Here is a 17921-nt window from a genome sequence, read left to right as displayed (position 1 = left end):
TCCAGTAGCATAGAGTTAAACAATATAATTACAGGAGAAAGCAATGTCCCAAGTTAAGTTTAAAGAAATCGCTGAGCTCACCGATAAGGAGCTCAACAATCGCCTTCGCGATCTGAAACAAGAAGCTCTCAACCTGCGCTTGCAGCAGGCTACTGGCCAGCTTGAAAATACCGCTCGTCGCCGTTCAGTGCGCCGCGAGATCGCCCGTGTGCAAACTGCTATTAGCCAGAAGAGCAACGGATAATCGTTAACGTTACACCAAGATAAAATTTACTATGAGTAACAAAGAAGAAGCCGGTCTGCGTAAGTCCCGTGTTGGAGTTGTGGTTTCCACATCCATGGACAAGACCGCAGTGGTTGAGTACGTAGCACGCGTGCCACACCCTCGTTTCAAGAAGATCATTAAGCGTTCTAAGAAATTCTACGCTCACGACGAAGCTGGTGAAGCTGCAGTGGGTGATAAAGTTCGCATTACTGAAACTCGTCCAATCTCCAAGCTTAAGCGCTGGAAGATTGCTGAAGTACTTTCACACTAACATCTTACCTACTATCTCGTTATGCTCCAAATGGAATCAAGTGTCCAGATTGCGGACAACACAGGTGCCCGTTCAGCCAAGATGATTGGTGTGATCGGCAAGCGTACCAAGCAAGCTCACGTGGGTGACATCATCACAGCTCACGTTCGTGAAGCTACTCCTACTGCTAGCATTAAAAAGGGAACTGTTGTGAAATGCGTAGTCGTTCGCACTGCAGCTCCTATCCGTCGCCCAGACGGTTCCGTGCTTCGCTTTGATAGCAACGCTGTTGTTGTCATCGATAAAGACGGTAACCCAAAAGGCACTCGTATCTTCGGACCAGTTGCTCGTGAACTCCGCGAGAAGCAGTTCATGAAGATCGTTTCTCTCGCACCAGAGGTTATCTAATTTCAGATAACAAACTCACAACCGAGCCAAACAACATGAGCCGTATTAAAACACACGTCAACGTTGGTGACACAGTAGAAGTTATTGCTGGTGGAGCCAAGGGCGCTAAAGGCCAGGTGACAAGCATCAATGCCGTTAAAGGTACATGCGTTGTAGCTGGAGCCCGCGTTATCAAGAAGACTCTGAAGAAGTCAGAGCAAAATCCAGAAGGCGGAATCGCTGAGGTAGATGGACCAGTTCATCTCTCCAACGTGAAAAAAGCCTAAATAAAAGTCTCGCCAAGAAGCCGGATGTGCATTAGTGCATCCGGCCCGTTGGCATCTCAACGAAGCGCTTAAGCCGCTAAATCCGAGCTGACCCGCAATATGACACCTACATTACAAACCTACTACAAGGATAAGGTTGTACCTGCTCTCACTGAAGAGCTAGGTTGCAGCAACCCGCATCAGGTTCCAACTCTCGACAAGATTGTTGTAACTACTCACATTGGCAAACACAACGACCGCAAGCAAGCTGTCGAAGATGCTGTCGCAGAGATCTCAAAGATCACTGGTCAGAAGCCAAGTATCTCCTACGCTCGTAAGAGTGTTGCTAACTTCAAAGTTCGCGCAGGTGAAGCCGTTGGCGCACGCGTGACTCTTCGTGGCAACCACATGTGGGAATTCCTCGATCGTTTCATCAACGTCACTGCTCCAAATATTCGCGATTTCCGCGGTATTACACCAAAGAGCTTTGATGGCCGTGGCAACTATGCCCTTGGTATCAACGATCAATCAATCTTCCCTGAGATCGAGCTTGACCAAATCAAGCGCCAGCTCGGATTCGACCTGATTTTTGTGACATCAGCTAATAACGATGACGCAGGTCGTGCACTTCTCAAAGCTCTGGGAATGCCATTCCGTGAAATCAAGAAAGCCGGCGAAGAAGCTGCCGTTTAATATTAACCACTATCTATAGAAACCAATTATTATGGCAGTTCTTAGTGACCCAATTTCAGACTTCCTTACCCGCTTCAAAAACGCATCGCGTGCCGGTAACGAGTCATTCTCAGCTCCTCACTCAAATGTGAAAGAGCACATCGCTGAAATCCTTAAAAACGAAGGCTACATCTGGAACTTTGAAGTTAAAGGTGAAGGCGTCAGCAAAGTCCTCGAGTGCAAAGTTAAGTACTCAGACGAAGGTAAGCCAGTTCTTACAGACCTTAAGCGCATTTCTAAGCCAGGTCTTCGTCAATACGTTGGTGCGGGTGAAATTCCGCGTGTCCTTAATGGCTTAGGTATCACCATCCTGTCTACATCTAAGGGTGTACTTTCAGGTGGTCAGGCTAAGAAGCAAAACCTTGGTGGTGAAATCATCGCTAAAGTTTGGTAATCAATTCATAGGAGGAACATATAATGTCACGTATTGGAAATAAATCCATCTCACTTCCAGAGAAAGTATCTGTTAAGGTAGACGACGCAGGTAACGTTTCTGTTGACGGACCTAAAGGTAAGCTTTCTTACACACTTCCTGAGTGCATTTCACTCAAGGTTGAAGGTAACGAAGTTATCCTCGAGCGTCCTAGCGACCACCGCGTACACAAGGCACTTCACGGCACCGCCCGTAGCCTTGTAAGCAACATGGTTGAAGGTGTATCTAAAGGCTTTGTTAAAGAGCTTGAAATCATCGGTGTTGGTTTTCGTGCTGCTGTTAAAGGCAAAGCACTTGACCTCAGCCTTGGTAAGTCACACCCAATTCTTCACCCAATTCCAGAGGGTATCACTGTATCTGTCGATAAGAACACCAACGTTAAAGTTGAAGGTATCGACAAGCAGCTTGTAGGCCAAATGGCCGCGGAAATCCGTGGTTACTACCCACCTGAGCCATATAAAGGTAAGGGTGTGCGTTACGTTGGTGAGTACGTACGTCGTAAGGCAGGTAAGAGCGTTAAGTAATCACTGAAATTATAAAATATTTAAAATTATGAGCACTCTCAACCGTAAATCAGCTCGTCAGAAAATTCACCGTCGCATTCGTAAGAAGCTATCCGGTACTGCTGAGCGTCCACGTCTTGCTGTTAATTACTCAAACCAGCACGTTTACACTCAGCTCATCGACGATGAAGCTGGTGTGACTCTGGCAGCAGCCAACAGCCTCGACAAATCAATCGAGAAAGCCGCTTCAAACTGTGAAGTAGCTGCAAAAGTAGGTTCTCTTATCGCTGAACGCGCTAAAGAGAAGAATATCGAACAGGTAGTTTTTGACCGCGGTGGTCACCTCTATCACGGAAAAATCAAAGCACTTGCTGATGCCGCACGCGAAGCTGGTCTTCAATTCTAATTCTTAATATCATGGCTGATAACGAAACAAATAAGACAGCTCCTGCAGGCGCAGCTAAGCCTCAAGACTCAAATGATCGCCGTGGCCCAGGTAACGGCCCAGGTCGTGGTGGCCCAGGTGGTCCAGGCCGTGGCGGTCCAGGTGGCCCTGGTGGCCCAGGCCGTGGTGGTCCACAAGGCCGCGGTGGCCGTGGTCCTCGTCCTCCTCGTCAAGCGCCTCCAAAGCCAATGACAGAAGACGGTAAGGAACTTACCGAAAAAGTGGTTTTCATTAACCGCTGTGCTAAAGTCGTAAAAGGTGGACGTCGCTTCAGCTTCTCCGCACTGATGGTCTCTGGTACTAAAGAAGGCCGCGTTGGTGTTGGATTTGGTAAAGCAAACGAAGTTGCTGACTGTATCCGCAAGTCAAGTGAAGATGCGAAGCGTCAGCTTCAGCGTGTTGAAATCGTCAACGGCACTATCCCACACGAAGTTCAGGCTGAGTACGGTGGTGGTGTAGTTCTTCTCAAGCCTGCATCTCCAGGTACCGGTATTATTGCTGGTGGTGGTGTGCGTGCTGTTTGTGAAGCAGTTGGTATCACTGACGTGCTGGGTAAGAGCCTCGGCTCAAACAACCACGCTAACGTAGTGAAAGCTACTCTCAAGGCACTCGGTTCTCTGCGTACTGCAGACCAAGTTCTTGGTGGTCGTGGCAAGAAGAAGAAAGAGAAGTCCATCTAATCGGACTCATAACCTAGCTAAAAATTACTATTATGAATCTACATAATCTTCAACCACGTCCTGGTGCTAAGCACAGAATTAAGATCCTTGGTCGCGGTGAAAGCTCCGGTCTTGGTAAGACTTCTGGCCGTGGTCATAAAGGTCAGAAATCACGTTCTGGTGGTGGTGTTCGTCCAGGTTTCGAAGGTGGTCAGATGCCTCTGCATCGTCGTCTTCCTAAGCGCGGATTCAACAACACACGTTTCCAGGATACGATCGTAATCGTCAACGTAGGCGACCTCGAGACTCGTTTTGAAGACGGTGCTACCGTCAACGAAGAAACACTTCGTGCAGCGAACCTCATCAAAGGTAGCTTCGATGCCATCAAGGTTCTCGGAACTGGCGAGCTCAGCAAAAAGCTCACTGTTTCAGTAGACGCACTCAGTGCTTCTGCTAAAGAGAAAATTGAAAAGGCTGGCGGCACAATCGCCTAATTTACTAGTGAGAGCCGAGCAATCGGCTCTCACTTTTTACTTTTTATTAAGTTAAAGATCATCTCTTTCAGTGACTTAGCTGAAAAATTTGCGATTACAAAGAGGAAGCGCTTGATCGCTTCCTCTTGTTGCGTATAAAGACCCCCGCAATTTTCTCTTTTGGCCTCTGGTAGGCCATTAATCTACTACAAACAAAAATCACACTATGATTTCCGCATTTGCGAGTACTTGGAAAGTACCTGAACTGCGCGAGCGTATTCTTTTCACGCTGGCGATGATCGTTCTTGTTCGCCTTGGCGTTCATGTCACCTTGCCGGGTGTTGACTCTTCAGTCATTGATGAATTCCTCAAGCAGAAGCAGGCTATGGGTGGCGATGATAGCGGCAGCGCTAGCATCGGTACAATGCTCACTATCTTTTCAGGTGGTGGTCTCACTCAGATGGGCGTTTTCGCTCTGGGCATTATGCCATACATCTCAGCATCGATTATGATGCAGCTGATGACGGCTGTTGTCCCTAAACTTGCCAAGCTATCACGTGAAGACGGCGGACGTCAGAAAATCACGCAATATACTCGCTTTGCTACAATCGTCATCGCTTTGGTACAAGGTTACCTGCTGGCGATCAGCTTGAACAACCCAGGTAACATTCCGGGACTTCAAGGCATCGAGCAAGTAGCCGCTACACATGGCGAACTTGTGCCGAACTACGGCTGGGTATTCATCTTCACTACAGTGGTGACTATTGTCACAGGTACACTCTTGCTAATGTGGCTGGGTGACCAGATCACTGAACGTGGACTTGGTAATGGTATTTCCATCATCATCTCAGTAAACATCATCTCTGCTCTTCCTGGTGCTCTTGGTATCGCATGGCAGACACTCGTAGTGGGTGACGCTGGTGCTCCAGCTGCAGCCTTCCTGGTATTCTTGGTAGCTTTCCTCATCGGTGTTATCGCCGCGGTTATTGCCATCACTCAGGCCCAGCGCCGCATCGCCATCAAATACGCCAAGCGTGTTGTTGGCCGCAAACAGTACGGATCTGACCAAGTTCAGTACCTACCGCTAAAAGTGAACTACGCAGGTGTGATGCCAATCATCTTCGCCACAGCGATTCTTTCACTGCCACCATTCCTTTTCTCTCAGCTGCACAACCTTGAAATGTTCAAGGATTGGGACTGGCTGATCAAATCACAAGAGCTGTTCCGTCAGGACAACGTTTGGTTCTACGTTATCTCAGGTGTGATGATCTTCTTCTTCTCATACTTCTGGGTGGCCACTATGTTCCAGCCAAGTGAGATTTCTGAAAACCTCAAGCGTAGCGGTGGCTATGTGCCAGGTGTGCGTCCAGGTAAGCCAACTGCTGACTTCCTCGACTTCACTATGACTCGCCTCACATTCGCGGGTTCTATCTTCCTGTCTATCATCTTTGTCCTTCCTTGGTTTGTTTCTCTCATGCCATTGATCTTCATGAGCAAGAAACTCGACCTTATGGTCACCAGTTTCTTCGGTGGTACATCACTGCTCATCCTTGTGGGTGTATTGCTCGACATGATGCGTCAGGTGGAAACTCACCTCTTGCAGCGTAACTACGACGGCTTCCTCAGAAAAGGTAAGCTCAAAGGTCGCTACGACAAACTTCAGCAAAATGGTGCTACAGCGAGCAGCAATGTGACGCTCTACCTCATTATTTTCATGGCAGTTATCCTCGTGCTCGGTGCAGCATCTTGGTTCGCTAACTAATTGAAAATTGCTTCTCAATTTCTAGCCTCACGCGATCCAATCGTGTGAGGCTTTTTTTTGTTTCTAGCTAGCAGCTGCTAGCGTGTTAAATTCTACCAACTCATCCATCATGACAGTTACACTCGATCAACTTTTCAGCGAAATACTCATGGCGCGCGAGCGTGTTTACGCCGTTGGCCAACCGACGCCTCTGCAGCGCTTACCCGCATTCAATGATGATTTTGAGATTTGGGTGAAACGCGAAGATCTTGGCCCAATCAAAGCCTACAAATGGCGTGGTGCCTACAATGCCATGGCGGCACTTACTGATGCGCAACGCGCCAGTGGTATCGTCGCCGCGTCAGCTGGCAACCACGCACAAGGAGTCGCCCTAGCTGCTAAGTCACTCGGCTGTAAGGCAACGATATTCATGCCGCGCTCAACGCCTGAGGTGAAGCAAAGTGAAGTGCTGCGTCACGGTGGTGAGATGGTAGAAATCCAGCTAGTGGGTGATACCTACGACGACGCTGGCCTCGCCGCGCTAGCTTACTGTGATGAGCACCAAGCTACCTACATTCACCCGTATAATGATCCAGCTACCATGGGTGGCCAAGGCACCCTAGCTGATGAGATTGTCATGAGCGGCCAGGGCGCGTTTGATAGAGTTTACCTAGCCGTTGGTGGTGGTGGGCTCGCATCCTCAGTCGCTTGCTGGCTGAAAAAATTCTGGCCACAGGTGAAAGTCATCGGTGTTGAAGGTGTTGACCAAGCATCCATGAAATCCGCCATCGCCGCTGGCCAGCCAGTTGCCTTAGATTACGTCGATGTTTTCTGCGATGGCACCGCGGTGCGAAAGGTGGGAAGCAATACCCATCAAATGTGTTCTCAGCTGCTTGATGATATTGTCACCGTAACCAACGACGAAGTCTGCCATGCCATCCGCATGATGTGGGAAAATCTCAGAGTCATCCCAGAGCCGAGTGGGGCAATGGGACTCGCAGGTATCCTGCAAGATCGCGCGGCGGGTCACATTCAAGCCGGCGAGCGTGTGCTCACCGTCATCTGTGGAGCTAACATGGATTTTGCCCAGCTGAGCATGATCGCGCGTAAGGCGGGCATTGGTTCGCGCAAGCGTCGCTTCATGCGTGTACATATTCCTGAAGGTCGCGGAACTTTAGTCAATTTCCTAGCTAGCTTACCAGAGGGTATCAGCATTGTTGATGTGCAATACGGTCGCGTTGCAGGTGATATGCAATTTCCAGTTCTAGGTCTGATAGGTAGCGAAGATCAATATCATCAGCTAGACCAGCACCTATCAGCCAATGGCATTACCTCACAAGATGTCTCGCTAGCTGAAGATGTGGGATACCGCATCATCAACTACAGCCCGGAATTGTTTGAGCGTGTCTTATTTGTGAATATCGAATTTCCCGAGCGCGCTGGCGCATTTCTTGAGTTTATGAGCAAAGTTAGCCAGCTGGCTAGTTTGTGTTATTTCAACTACGCCTATTCAGGTGAACGCGTTGGTCGCGCTCTAGTGGGCATGGAGTTCGCTAGTGATGCTGACAGAGCGAGTTGTGAACATTTGCTCAGCCAGCTAGAAGGTGAGTCTATCCGTTCAGCTAGAGCCGTCAGTGATGAGACATTTTACCGTCTCACCGGACGCAATGTATGACGGCGTGTACTTTACGCTTGCATGAACGGGTGTTGGTTTGTCATCCTTAGGCAGTTAAATTCAAATAATATGGGAAAACCACATAGAACTGCCACTAAGCGTCGTCGTCGTAAGCAATACATCAAACGGAAAAAGCAACTAACCAACGCTCTGATCGGAGCGAAAAAGATCTCCACATCTAAGGCTGATGCTCCTGTGAAAGAGGACGCTCCAGCCAAAGCTGAACCACCAAAAAAAGCGCCAGCTAAAAAGGCTGCCAAGAAAACAGCTAAAAAAGCTGCCGCTAAAAAGACAGCCAAAAAAGCCGCTAAGAAAGCGACTAAAAAGGTAGCCAAGAAAGCCGCTAAAAAATCTACCGAAACTAAGGAAGACTAGTCTGCTCAGATAAATCTGGTAGTTAGTAAAAAATCACCCAGCCCCGCTCGTTCATTCGAGCGGGGCTTTTTATTTTACGAGTATAGGCTCCAGCTGGGTGTTGGAAATTATCCTTAGCCAACGGTTGCCAGCTGACTGGTTTTACGCCAGCTTATCCGCATGCAGCGGGTAATTATCGTCGATGGGCACAGTGTCATATTTGCGTCAGATGAGCTGCGTACATTACATGATCGTGATCAACCAGCTGCGCGCCAGCAGCTCATCGACGACCTCAATCATTACCAAGACATCACCGGTGCCAACGTCGTCTTAGTCTACGATGGTAAACAAACCAAACGTGGCCAAGCTGGCGGCACCAATAGCGAGATCTTGGTGCTCTATTCTAAAAATGGCCAAACCGCTGATTCTGTTATCGAGCGAATTGTCGCTCAGAAAGCCGCCAAATTCGACATCACCGTGGCCAGCAATGATAGAATGGAACTCGATACCGTAGCTGCCTTCGGTGGCCACTGCATGAGCGCCAGATCATTGCTAGAAGACATCGACCGCCAACTAGGCAACTTCCGCCGCGAGTGGGGGATTTAGCATTGCGTTTCTAACTTCCGAGCTCTTTTTCGTTAGCCTAGTTAGTATTCTGGCTGACTACTCTGCGTGGGTAGGGATTAGTTAGCTAGTTAGACCTGCTGCAAGCGAGCTGTTTTGAATGGCTAAGTGATACCTATTTGTAACGCCATTTTCCAGCCAGATCTGTAAGATGAATTTGAGGCATTTCCAGCATGAATGACTGTCATGCATGGTTTGGCCCGCTGGCATGCCGCCTGCTCAGCATGGGTTAGCGTGTGAGCTTTTTGTCAAAAAGTATTACTCGCGCCTAATCAAAATTAACATGCTGAGCAGATGAAAAAGATCAAGACAATGGTAATGGGCATAGCCGCAGTGGCTATGACGACAACTTTGCACGCTGAACCCCTCAAAGTAGGCTACAGTGATTGGCCAGGCTGGGTGGCTTGGGAAATTGGTGTTCAAAAAGGCTGGTTCAAAGAAGCGGGTGTTGAGGTGGATTTTGTATGGATGGATTACGTCGCCTCAATGGAAGCTTATGGTGCTGGGCAGTTAGATGCGGTGTGCATGACTAACGGCGACGCCCTAGTGACAGGAGCAACCGCTAAACCATCCGTGGCTATTGTTCTTAATGATTATTCTAACGGTAACGATATTCTGGTTGGAACTAAAGACATCAAAGACGTTAAGGACTTGAAGGGGAAAAAAGTTGCTCTTGAAGAGGGCTTTGTCCCACATCTGCTCACCCTAAAGGCCCTCGAGGCGCATGGCATGAGCGAGTCTGATATCGAGATTGTTAATACTCCAACAGATGAAACTCCTCAGGTATTGAAGAGCGGAAAAGTAGCTGCTATCTGTGCTTGGCAGCCTAACTCAGGAACAGCGCTAAAGGAAGTAGCTGGTTCTAAAGTGCTGTTTTCCTCAGCCAACGCACCAGGCATCATTTATGATGGCCTGTTTGTCAGCCCTGAAAGTTTGCAAAAGAACAGAGCTGAGTGGCTAAAAGTCGTCAAGGTTTGGTATCAGATCGTCGAATACCTTAAAGATGAAGAGAACCACGAAGAATCATTAGATATCTTAGCTCAGCGTGTCGGCATGAAACCTGATGCTTATGAACCGCTTCTCGATGGTACATTCATCCTCTCGCTCGAGCAGGCGCTAGCTGCCTATCAGCCTGGCGAAGGGCTATCTTCTGTTTACGGATCTAGCAAAATATCTGATGACTTCAACGTGAAGTATAAGGTTTATGAGTCAGCTCAAGATATCAGTAAATATTTCGACGCCAGCCTAACTGCGGAGTTAGCCAAGTAGGCAGTCATTATAGTCACATTAGCTCATAAGATGATGAGGAATTGGTTTAAAGTAGCTGCACCGCTCGGCGATATGAGTGCTCGCGTCCTTGTGATGTGTTCATTTTTGATTCCTCTCGTCTTATGGTGCGTGGTCTCTTATGCCCCGTTTTTATGGGAGCGTGATTATAGACTAACAATTGTATCGGCACCATCAGATACGCAGGCCTTTCCGGCCACTTATCTAGCTGGCGATGTTGTTTCTGATGATTATTTTCACGATTATCAGCAAGCGATTAGAGACGATAACGCTGCTCTAGCGGAAATGCGTGAAAGTTCGGCTAAGGACTTCGGCATGAGTGAACGCAGTGCGCGTAGTTATAACAAAAAGATTCTTCGCTCATTTGTCCCTGTTGCCGAAGAAAATGGCTGGTTCAATGTTCGCATTAAAGATCAGCTGAGCTCTAAAGATTACTACCGCGAAATGTATGCGACAATGTTTCGCTTATGGGGGCAGCTGGACAGCGGAGAGTTGCAAGTTGCTGACGGGACGCTCAGTGACGAAAACCTCCAGTTGATCAAAACCAACTATCAGCTACTCAATCAAGTGGCAGATAACTACGACGCCAACAAGTTTCTATCTGAGCCCATGTTTCAGCTGGTTCCTCAGGGTAGATTGAAAGTTGCTAGACCAGTTTACATCCCTGCTCCAGATGAGGTTTTTAACAGCGCATGGGCTGATTTTACAAACCAATCTGAACTCGGGGATCTACAAGTTGCTAGCCGTTATCGTTCATCTATTTCGGTGGTCTTTTCAGGATTTCTACTGGCGGCACTCATTGGCGTACCTATCGCTTTGCTAGCTGGAACATTCACTTTTTTATCCAAGCTGATAGAACCATTTGTCGATTTCTTCCGCTACATGCCCGCACCGGCATTCAGTACCGTGCTCATTGCAGTGTTTGGTCTCGCGCAGGCGCCTAAGGTTGCCTTGGTTGTTATAGGCACACTTCCGCATCTGATCCTCATGGTGGCGAACACAACTAGGACAGTAGACCGTTCGCTGTTGGACGCCGCCCAAACTCTGGGAGCGAGCAGGCTTCAGGTGATTAAGGATGTCGTGATTCCAGCTATTCTACCAAGCTTGTATAACGATCTTCGGATTCTGTTGGGCTGGGCGTGGACATGGTTAGTCATTGCGGAGCTTATCGGCATGAAAAGTGGACTCACGGAAATTATTGATACTCAGGGCCGTCGTTTCCAGTTCGACCACGTTTATCCAATTATTTTCCTTATTGGCCTGACTGGTTTCTTTGTCGATCAAATCCTATCAGGTGTAAGGGTGGTTTTCTTCCCATGGATTGTGGATGAAAAATCCGGCCCGATTGCACAAATTGTGCGGCTACCTGCTAGGTTTGTAGCGTGGCTGACTGAGGGGCGTCTTGAACCTGAAATTAATACCAAAGCTATCTAATTATGAATACGTCCTCAGGAATACATCTTCCTAGTTACACAGAGCAAAGCGAGCTGGTGAAGAACCGCTTTGATCAGCTCAAGCAGCGACCAAAAGTGCTAGAAGTCAAATCGGCCAGCCGGGTTTTCTCAACGCCTAAAGGTGACGTGCACGCACTCGATAACATTAGCTTTAATGTTCATCGTCGCGAATTTATCAGCGTAATTGGACAGTCGGGTTGTGGTAAGTCGACATTGATCCGCATATTGGCTGGATTGGAATCGGTCACGAGTGGGCAAGTTTTGTTGGATGGTAAGCAAATTGATGGCCCAGGCCCCGACCGCGGTATGGTCTTTCAAGGATATACTTTGTTCCCTTGGCTGACGGTGAAGAAGAACGTTATGTTTGGCATGAAAATGCGTGGTGAATCAGGCACTTCGGCCGAGAGCGAGGCTATGCAGTGGCTGGATATTGTTGGACTCACTCGCTTCGCTAATGCCTATCCTCATGAATTGTCCGGAGGGATGAAACAGCGTGTAGCTATTGCCCGCGCTCTAGCAAATCAGCCAAGAATCCTTCTGATGGATGAGCCATTTGGAGCCCTAGATGCCCAGACGCGAGCTCAAATGCAGGCTTACCTGTTGGAAATCTGGAAGAATGTTGACGTCACAGTTTTGTTTATTACTCACGACCTCGATGAGGCAATTTATTTATCTGATAGGGTACTGGTTCTAGGAGCGAATCCTAGCTGTGTACAAGAGGTGATAGAAGTACCTGTGCCGCACCCAAGGGGACCTGAACAATTCATCTCTCCTGAATTCTTGTCTGTTAAGCAACGCCTGGAAGAGCTCATCTACAAACCTGCTAGTGAACAGAAGCGTGTTGTTATCCCGCGTATGACAGCGGTAGGTGATGATGTTTATTAAAATTATTTGCCATCCAGTTATTACAAAATGAAGGAAAAGTATTATTCCGAGCCTGTTATGATGACGGCTTCAACCACGGCAAGTGAGCCGATGGAACGAATTAGCCTGTCAGTTCCCCGCAGCTTGATTCGGCGCTTTGACTCGTTGATTGATCAGCGAGGCTTTGAAAGTCGTTCACAAGGGGTGAGTGAACTTCTGATGCGTGAGTTAGACCGCTACGCATGTGAAGAAGGTTCCAATATCATGACCGGGGCCATCACTTTAGTTTATGCACATTCTAAACGTGGCATCAAAAAAAGACTGGCTGATATACAATATGGTTACTTGGAAGAGGTTATTAGTTCACTCCATGTGCACCTAGAGGATGAACGAACTATGGAGGTTGTATTGGTGCAAGGCCGAGCTAACAAACTTAGAAAAATAGCAGATGATTTGATTACTACCAAAGGGGTAATGAGTGGCTCAATGACTCTTTCATCAACTCTTATGCCACCCATTCAATATCCTCAAACGAAAGAGACTAACAATTAAGAAGATGAAGCAAGAGATGATATACAGTAAGAAGTTAACAGGAGCGGGGATGTGGTCGAAAATCATCAGCCGTGGAAAGGTCCTGCGCTTAACTGATCTAGAAGGTGGCGCCAATGTTGGTATGTTATTGTACAATGCCCTGGAGAGACACGAGCGCTACAACATGCCGGACACCCTGAAGGGGCAGCAGGTTTTTTATCTAAGCAAGGGCAATTGTTTGCACTCAGATATGGGGCGCTTGTTATCTTCAGTGATTGCTGACACATGCGGCTGGCATGACACCGTTTGTGGCGCATCTAATGCTAAACTGGTAGAGTACAAGTATGGTGAGTGCAGCTATCAAAATGCAAAAAATGATTTCCATAGAAATGGGCATGATTGCTTCATGATAGAGCTAGCGAAGTGGGGACTAGGCGAGAAAGACCTAGTACCTAACTTGAATTTATTCAGTAAAGTAGTGAGCGGCGAAGATGGCGAGCTATCCTACGTGGAGGGGAACTCCGAGGCGGGGAGTTATATTGATCTGAGAATGGAAATGGATTGTCTTGTGGTGCTCAATTTGTGCCAGCATCCACTTTCTTCAGCTCCGCATTACACGGAGAAGCCCGTTCTGCTAGAGGTGTATGAGGCGGATGCCGCAGGAGGTGATGATCACTGCAGGCTCTCGCACCCAGAGAACGCTAGGGCCTTTGAAAATACAGAGGAGTATCATTTGTTAAGATTTTAGATAGTTAGAGATAGGAGACGACATGAAGACGGTAAAAAGTGATTTGATGGTGGAGGACGCTCAATACAGGCATGTGATTGGAGCGGGTGATTATTGGTGGAAGCGGGTGGCCGCTGGTCAGACGATCCGCATTGTTGACCTAGAGGGAAACCAAGCAGCGGATACTTTATTTTATGTAGCTGATGATGAGGACGAGAGATATAGCGCGAGTGATACGATACAAGCGCAGGGGAAAGTCTATCTAACGACAGGGAGTAAGCTGATGTCGACGCGAGGAAACGAGATGCTAGAAATCGTGGCTGATACTTGTGGCCGTCACGATACGCTTGGCGGAGCTTGTTCGCGCGAGAGTAATACGATGCGCTATGCTCTCAATAAAGAACCGATGCACGCGTGCCGAGATAGCTTTATCCGTGGCGTGCAAGAAATGGGCAGAGGAAAGAGCGACATCACTTGTAACATTAACTTTTTCATGAATGTACCCGTGACGCCAGCTGGTGGCTTGCGTTTTGATGATGGAATTTCTGCGCCGGGTCGTTACGTCGAGTTAGTCGCTAAGATGGATGTTGAAGTACTTATTTCTAACTGTCCGCAGCTGAATAACCCATGTAATGGCTGGAATCCAACACCAGTAGAGGTGGCTATCTGGTAACCTTAATTTTGTGACTTATGTTTGCTAAAGTATTAATTGCTAACCGCGGTGAGATTGCAGCTCGGATTAGTTTGACGCTGCGCTCAATGGGCATCAAGGTAGTGGTGGTTTATTCATCTGCTGATAGAAATTCCAGATACGTGCTAGATGCCGATGAAAGCTATTTACTCGAAGGTGAAGGGGTCAAGGATACCTATCTTGATTTGGTCCAGTTAGAAAAGGTGATCACAGAGAGTAAGGCCGAGGCGGTTCATCCTGGTTATGGTTTACTTAGCGAAAATGCGGGATTTGTAGAGCTGTGCAACAAACTCGGCTGCGTGTGGTTAGGGCCCACCGTTGATACTTTAAAATCGTTTGGACTTAAGCATACGGCTAGAGAGTTAGCTGTAGCAGCTGGAGTGCCTCTGTGCCCAGGGACTGATTTGATCAATGACTTACAGCATGCGCGTGAAGAAGCCCTGCGTATAGGTTTTCCGCTGATGTTAAAGAGCACAGCAGGAGGCGGCGGTATTGGTATGCAGCTGTGCCGTTCCCTATCAGAGTTAGAGGAAGGCTTTGAGTCTGTGATTCGCTTGGCTCAGTCTAACTTTAATGACGCGGGAGTGTTTCTTGAGCGTTATGTTGAGAAAGCTCGCCACATCGAAGTGCAGGTTTTTGGTGACGGCAAAGGTAAGGTTGTTGCTCTAGGAGAGCGTGATTGCTCGGTGCAGAGGAGACATCAAAAAGTGGTTGAGGAAACACCAGCTCCGCTAATCTCTGAGCAAACACGGCAGGCCCTATTAGATAGTGCTGTTTGCCTAGCGGAGAGCGTGAGCTATCGTTCCGCTGGTACTGTAGAATTTCTCTATGATATGGCTAACGAGGAGTTTTATTTTCTCGAGGTCAATACGCGGCTACAGGTTGAGCATGGGGTTACAGAATTAGTGACCGGCGTTGATATCGTAGAGTGGATGGTTCTGCTAGGGACAGGTGGAAACCCAATCGAACATATTGATAAAGTTGAAGCGTCTGGTGCGGCCATTGAGGTACGCGTTTACGCGGAAGATCCAGCGAAAGATTTTTTACCTAGCGCGGGTTTGATCACTTACGTTAGTTTGCCGGAAGATGTTCGCTGTGATGGATGGATTGAATCTGGTTCTGAAGTTAGTTCGTTTTATGACCCATTGTTAGTTAAGATTCAGACTTTCGGAGAAGATCGTCATCAGGCATTGGATAAGATGGAGAATGCTCTGATAGAATCTAAAATTGCTGGAATCAGGACGAACCTAGCCTATCTCAAACAAATCATTTCTGACGAAGACTTTCAAGCTGGAGGAGTTCATACACATTGGTTAGATAGTTTGCAATACGATGACCGAATCATCGAAGTGCTCAAGGGGGGCACCATGACAACGGTTCAGGATTTGCCTGCGAGGTTAGGTTTTTGGAATGTTGGTGTGCCTCCATCAGGTCCAATGGACGAGTGCGCGTTTCGTTGCGCCAACCGACTTGTTGGTAATCAAGAGGGCGATGCGGCGCTGGAAATGACTATGGCTGGGCCGAGTTTGAGATTTGGCTACGATACGGTCTGCGCGATCACTGGAGCTGAAATGGATGCAACCATAGATGGTGAACCTGTGGCTAGCTGGCAGCGTATGGAGGTTAGAAAGGGGCAGGTTTTAGCGATTGGCAAGGCGGCTACTACTGGCTGCCGAGCATACTTAGCTATTGCAGGAGGGATTGATGTTCCTGATTATTTGGGCAGTAAGTCTACTTTTACCCTCGGACAATTTGGTGGCCACGGTGGCCGAGCATTAGTTAGTGGAGATGTGCTGGAGATAGCAGAGGCTACGGTTACAGAAATCGTCGCGACTGAAGAGCCAATCATCTACCAGAACGAGTGGGAAATAGCAGTATTGTACGGACCTCATGGAGCGCCAGAGTTTTTTACTGAGGCGGATATGCAGACATTTTTTGACGCAAAATGGGAGGTTCATCACAATTCAGCGAGAACTGGCGTTAGATTGATAGGGCCTAAGCCTGCATGGGCGAGAAAAGATGGAGGAGAAGCGGGATTACACCCGTCTAATATTCACGATAACGCCTATGGAATTGGGGCGATCGACTTCACGGGTGATATGCCTGTGATTTTGGGGCCTGATGGTCCTAGCTTAGGCGGGTTTGTCTGTCCGGTGACGATAATTCAAGCTGATCTATGGAAAATGGGCCAGCTGCGGCCAGGTGATAAAATCCAGTTTGTTGCAGTTAGTCTTGCCGAGGCCGAGCGCTTGAGGCTGGTGAATGATCCTGCTGAGCCGATTTCTCCAGCTGGAATGCTCAGAGAAAACCCAATTTTAGCGGACAAGTTAGTGGATGGTACACGCGCTGTAGTTAGGCGTAGTGGTGACCGCAATGTTTTGCTAGAACTGGGCGACATGGAGCTAGACCTGAGGTTGCGCTTCTTAGGGCATTTGCTATATGAGTGGCTAGAGGAAAATCCATTAGAGGGAGTAGTGGATGTGACTCCGGGCATCCGTTCATTGCAAGTGCACTACGCACCCGCTGAAGTTACCGAGGGAATCGTCGTGCAGCACCTATTAGCTGGCATGCAGTCATTGCCTGATCCTCGCCACGCTGAGGTTAGATCACGAGCTGTTCATTTACCGTTGTCTTGGGACGACCCTAGCACTCAGTTAGCCATTGATAGGTACAAGATGGTTAACCCTGACGCGCCATGGTGCCCTAGCAATATTGAGTTTATTCGCCGTATCAATGGCTTGGATTCTATCGATGATGTGAAGCGCATTGTGTATGATGCTGAGTATTTGGTGATGGGCTTGGGGGATGTTTATTTGGGTGCCCCAGTAGCGACACCCTTAGATCCGAGACACCGATTGGTAACTACAAAATACAACCCTGCAAGAACGTGGACGCCTGAGAATGCTGTGGGAATTGGTGGCGCCTACATGTGTATCTATGGCATGGAAGGACCTGGTGGCTATCAGTTTGTTGGACGTACTGTACCCGTCTGGAACAAGTATCATCAGACGGCTGTCTTCAAAGAAGATAAGCCGTGGCTGTTGAGATTTTTTGACCGAATCAAATGGTATGAGGTTGCGCACGAAGATCTTGATGAGCTGAGGCGTGACATGCTAACGGGGCAATTTGAGCCTAAGATCGAAGAGTCTACATTGAAGTTAGGTGAATACTTAGATTTCTTAAGTCGCGAGGCTGAGTCGATAGAAGAGTTTCAGCTAAGCCAGCGCAAGGCATTTGCGGACGAACGCCAGCGGTGGGATGATGCTGGACTCGATATTGTCAGCATAAAAGAGTTAGAGGTGGCCGCCGACGATATTGATGTGCCTGATGGTCATGATTTGATAGAAGCGCCTATGGCTGGCAGTGTCTGGAAAATTGAGGTCGCGCCAGAGAGCAAAGTTAGTGTCGATCAGACGGTGATCATTTTGGAAGCTATGAAAATGGAGATGAGTGTGCAGAGTGAGTACTGTGGCGAAGTAGTAAGGTTGTTAGTGAAGCCAGGGGCCTCCGTCAAAGCTGGTGATCCTCTGATGTTGGTTAGAACATGTGATACAATTTAG

The 17921-nt window shown here is 48.1% G+C and carries 21 protein-coding genes; all 21 read left to right on the top strand.

Annotated features, from left to right (window positions below; all coding sequences use genetic code 11):
* Positions 1-43 precede the first annotated feature (43 nt).
* Entirely contained in the window at positions 44-244 is a 201-nt protein-coding gene (rpmC, locus tag JIN82_RS16100; RefSeq protein WP_200312698.1) for a 50S ribosomal protein L29, read from the top strand.
* Between the two features lie 31 nt (positions 245-275).
* Positions 276-536, top strand: a complete 261-nt coding sequence (rpsQ, locus tag JIN82_RS16095; protein WP_200312697.1) for a 30S ribosomal protein S17 — start codon at positions 276-278, stop codon at positions 534-536.
* 21 nt (positions 537-557) lie between these two features.
* Positions 558-923 (top strand): 50S ribosomal protein L14, encoded by a 366-nt coding sequence (gene rplN, locus JIN82_RS16090; protein ID WP_200312696.1) that lies wholly within the window; start codon positions 558-560, stop codon positions 921-923.
* Between the two features lie 35 nt (positions 924-958).
* Complete coding sequence (gene rplX / locus JIN82_RS16085; protein ID WP_200312695.1) at positions 959-1189, top strand: 50S ribosomal protein L24; 231 nt, start codon at positions 959-961, stop codon at positions 1187-1189.
* Positions 1190-1288: 99 nt separating this feature from the next.
* Complete coding sequence (gene rplE / locus JIN82_RS16080) at positions 1289-1861, top strand: 50S ribosomal protein L5 (RefSeq protein WP_200312694.1); 573 nt, start codon at positions 1289-1291, stop codon at positions 1859-1861.
* 31 nt (positions 1862-1892) lie between these two features.
* Complete coding sequence (gene rpsH / locus JIN82_RS16075) at positions 1893-2294, top strand: 30S ribosomal protein S8 (RefSeq protein WP_200312693.1); 402 nt, start codon at positions 1893-1895, stop codon at positions 2292-2294.
* 23 nt (positions 2295-2317) lie between these two features.
* Positions 2318-2857 carry a 50S ribosomal protein L6 gene (gene rplF / locus JIN82_RS16070; protein WP_200312692.1) on the top strand — a complete coding sequence of 180 codons (540 nt, stop codon included), beginning with the start codon at positions 2318-2320 and terminating at the stop codon, positions 2855-2857.
* A 28-nt stretch (positions 2858-2885) separates the two neighbouring features.
* Positions 2886-3242: a 50S ribosomal protein L18 gene (rplR, locus tag JIN82_RS16065; protein WP_234042113.1), complete on the top strand. Its 357-nt coding sequence runs from the start codon at positions 2886-2888 to the stop codon at positions 3240-3242.
* Between the two features lie 11 nt (positions 3243-3253).
* Positions 3254-3961: a 30S ribosomal protein S5 gene (gene rpsE, locus JIN82_RS16060; RefSeq protein ID WP_200312691.1), complete on the top strand. Its 708-nt coding sequence runs from the start codon at positions 3254-3256 to the stop codon at positions 3959-3961.
* Positions 3962-3993: 32 nt separating this feature from the next.
* A complete protein-coding gene (gene rplO, locus JIN82_RS16055; RefSeq protein ID WP_200312690.1) occupies positions 3994-4434 on the top strand; it encodes a 50S ribosomal protein L15 in 441 nt (146 codons plus the stop codon).
* A 205-nt stretch (positions 4435-4639) separates the two neighbouring features.
* Positions 4640-6175: a preprotein translocase subunit SecY gene (gene secY / locus JIN82_RS16050; RefSeq protein ID WP_200312689.1), complete on the top strand. Its 1536-nt coding sequence runs from the start codon at positions 4640-4642 to the stop codon at positions 6173-6175.
* A 109-nt stretch (positions 6176-6284) separates the two neighbouring features.
* Entirely contained in the window at positions 6285-7829 is a 1545-nt protein-coding gene (locus JIN82_RS16045) for a pyridoxal-phosphate dependent enzyme (RefSeq protein ID WP_200312688.1), read from the top strand.
* A 69-nt stretch (positions 7830-7898) separates the two neighbouring features.
* Entirely contained in the window at positions 7899-8204 is a 306-nt protein-coding gene (locus JIN82_RS16040; protein ID WP_200312687.1) for a hypothetical protein, read from the top strand.
* A 159-nt stretch (positions 8205-8363) separates the two neighbouring features.
* The gene (locus JIN82_RS16035; protein ID WP_200312686.1) at positions 8364-8789 is read left to right on the top strand and encodes an NYN domain-containing protein; all 426 of its coding nucleotides are present in this window, start codon (positions 8364-8366) and stop codon (positions 8787-8789) included.
* Between the two features lie 312 nt (positions 8790-9101).
* The gene (locus JIN82_RS16030) at positions 9102-10076 is read left to right on the top strand and encodes an ABC transporter substrate-binding protein (protein ID WP_200312685.1); all 975 of its coding nucleotides are present in this window, start codon (positions 9102-9104) and stop codon (positions 10074-10076) included.
* A gap of 30 nt (positions 10077-10106) precedes the next feature.
* Entirely contained in the window at positions 10107-11528 is a 1422-nt protein-coding gene (locus JIN82_RS16025; RefSeq protein ID WP_200312684.1) for an ABC transporter permease, read from the top strand.
* A 2-nt stretch (positions 11529-11530) separates the two neighbouring features.
* Positions 11531-12433 (top strand): ABC transporter ATP-binding protein, encoded by a 903-nt coding sequence (locus tag JIN82_RS16020; protein WP_200312683.1) that lies wholly within the window; start codon positions 11531-11533, stop codon positions 12431-12433.
* A gap of 27 nt (positions 12434-12460) precedes the next feature.
* Positions 12461-12964 (top strand): nickel-responsive transcriptional regulator NikR, encoded by a 504-nt coding sequence (gene nikR / locus JIN82_RS16015; RefSeq protein ID WP_200312682.1) that lies wholly within the window; start codon positions 12461-12463, stop codon positions 12962-12964.
* A gap of 4 nt (positions 12965-12968) precedes the next feature.
* The gene (locus JIN82_RS16010) at positions 12969-13691 is read left to right on the top strand and encodes an urea amidolyase associated protein UAAP1 (RefSeq protein WP_200312681.1); all 723 of its coding nucleotides are present in this window, start codon (positions 12969-12971) and stop codon (positions 13689-13691) included.
* 22 nt (positions 13692-13713) lie between these two features.
* Positions 13714-14343 carry an urea amidolyase associated protein UAAP2 gene (locus JIN82_RS16005; RefSeq protein WP_200312680.1) on the top strand — a complete coding sequence of 210 codons (630 nt, stop codon included), beginning with the start codon at positions 13714-13716 and terminating at the stop codon, positions 14341-14343.
* A gap of 17 nt (positions 14344-14360) precedes the next feature.
* The gene (gene uca / locus JIN82_RS16000; protein WP_200312679.1) at positions 14361-17921 is read left to right on the top strand and encodes an urea carboxylase; all 3561 of its coding nucleotides are present in this window, start codon (positions 14361-14363) and stop codon (positions 17919-17921) included.

Origin of the sequence: Persicirhabdus sediminis, assembly GCF_016595495.1 — a bacterium.
Classification (GTDB): domain Bacteria; phylum Verrucomicrobiota; class Verrucomicrobiia; order Verrucomicrobiales; family Akkermansiaceae; genus Persicirhabdus; species Persicirhabdus sediminis.
This window is presented reverse-complemented; position numbering and strand designations above follow the sequence as displayed.

What these genes read in the sequence shown, in the direction of transcription:
- rpmC (WP_200312698.1), top strand. Translation starts at nt 44, where the DNA reads ATGTCCCAAGTTAAGTTTAAAGAAATCGCTGAGCTCACCGATAAGGAG.
- rpsQ (WP_200312697.1), top strand. Translation starts at nt 276, where the DNA reads ATGAGTAACAAAGAAGAAGCCGGTCTGCGTAAGTCCCGTGTTGGAGTT.
- rplN (WP_200312696.1), top strand. Translation starts at nt 558, where the DNA reads ATGCTCCAAATGGAATCAAGTGTCCAGATTGCGGACAACACAGGTGCC.
- rplX (WP_200312695.1), top strand. Translation starts at nt 959, where the DNA reads ATGAGCCGTATTAAAACACACGTCAACGTTGGTGACACAGTAGAAGTT.
- rplE (WP_200312694.1), top strand. Translation starts at nt 1,289, where the DNA reads ATGACACCTACATTACAAACCTACTACAAGGATAAGGTTGTACCTGCT.
- rpsH (WP_200312693.1), top strand. Translation starts at nt 1,893, where the DNA reads ATGGCAGTTCTTAGTGACCCAATTTCAGACTTCCTTACCCGCTTCAAA.
- rplF (WP_200312692.1), top strand. Translation starts at nt 2,318, where the DNA reads ATGTCACGTATTGGAAATAAATCCATCTCACTTCCAGAGAAAGTATCT.
- rplR (WP_234042113.1), top strand. Translation starts at nt 2,886, where the DNA reads ATGAGCACTCTCAACCGTAAATCAGCTCGTCAGAAAATTCACCGTCGC.
- rpsE (WP_200312691.1), top strand. Translation starts at nt 3,254, where the DNA reads ATGGCTGATAACGAAACAAATAAGACAGCTCCTGCAGGCGCAGCTAAG.
- rplO (WP_200312690.1), top strand. Translation starts at nt 3,994, where the DNA reads ATGAATCTACATAATCTTCAACCACGTCCTGGTGCTAAGCACAGAATT.
- secY (WP_200312689.1), top strand. Translation starts at nt 4,640, where the DNA reads ATGATTTCCGCATTTGCGAGTACTTGGAAAGTACCTGAACTGCGCGAG.
- JIN82_RS16045 (WP_200312688.1), top strand. Translation starts at nt 6,285, where the DNA reads ATGACAGTTACACTCGATCAACTTTTCAGCGAAATACTCATGGCGCGC.
- JIN82_RS16040 (WP_200312687.1), top strand. Translation starts at nt 7,899, where the DNA reads ATGGGAAAACCACATAGAACTGCCACTAAGCGTCGTCGTCGTAAGCAA.
- JIN82_RS16035 (WP_200312686.1), top strand. Translation starts at nt 8,364, where the DNA reads ATGCAGCGGGTAATTATCGTCGATGGGCACAGTGTCATATTTGCGTCA.
- JIN82_RS16030 (WP_200312685.1), top strand. Translation starts at nt 9,102, where the DNA reads ATGAAAAAGATCAAGACAATGGTAATGGGCATAGCCGCAGTGGCTATG.
- JIN82_RS16025 (WP_200312684.1), top strand. Translation starts at nt 10,107, where the DNA reads ATGATGAGGAATTGGTTTAAAGTAGCTGCACCGCTCGGCGATATGAGT.
- JIN82_RS16020 (WP_200312683.1), top strand. Translation starts at nt 11,531, where the DNA reads ATGAATACGTCCTCAGGAATACATCTTCCTAGTTACACAGAGCAAAGC.
- nikR (WP_200312682.1), top strand. Translation starts at nt 12,461, where the DNA reads ATGAAGGAAAAGTATTATTCCGAGCCTGTTATGATGACGGCTTCAACC.
- JIN82_RS16010 (WP_200312681.1), top strand. Translation starts at nt 12,969, where the DNA reads ATGAAGCAAGAGATGATATACAGTAAGAAGTTAACAGGAGCGGGGATG.
- JIN82_RS16005 (WP_200312680.1), top strand. Translation starts at nt 13,714, where the DNA reads ATGAAGACGGTAAAAAGTGATTTGATGGTGGAGGACGCTCAATACAGG.
- uca (WP_200312679.1), top strand. Translation starts at nt 14,361, where the DNA reads ATGTTTGCTAAAGTATTAATTGCTAACCGCGGTGAGATTGCAGCTCGG.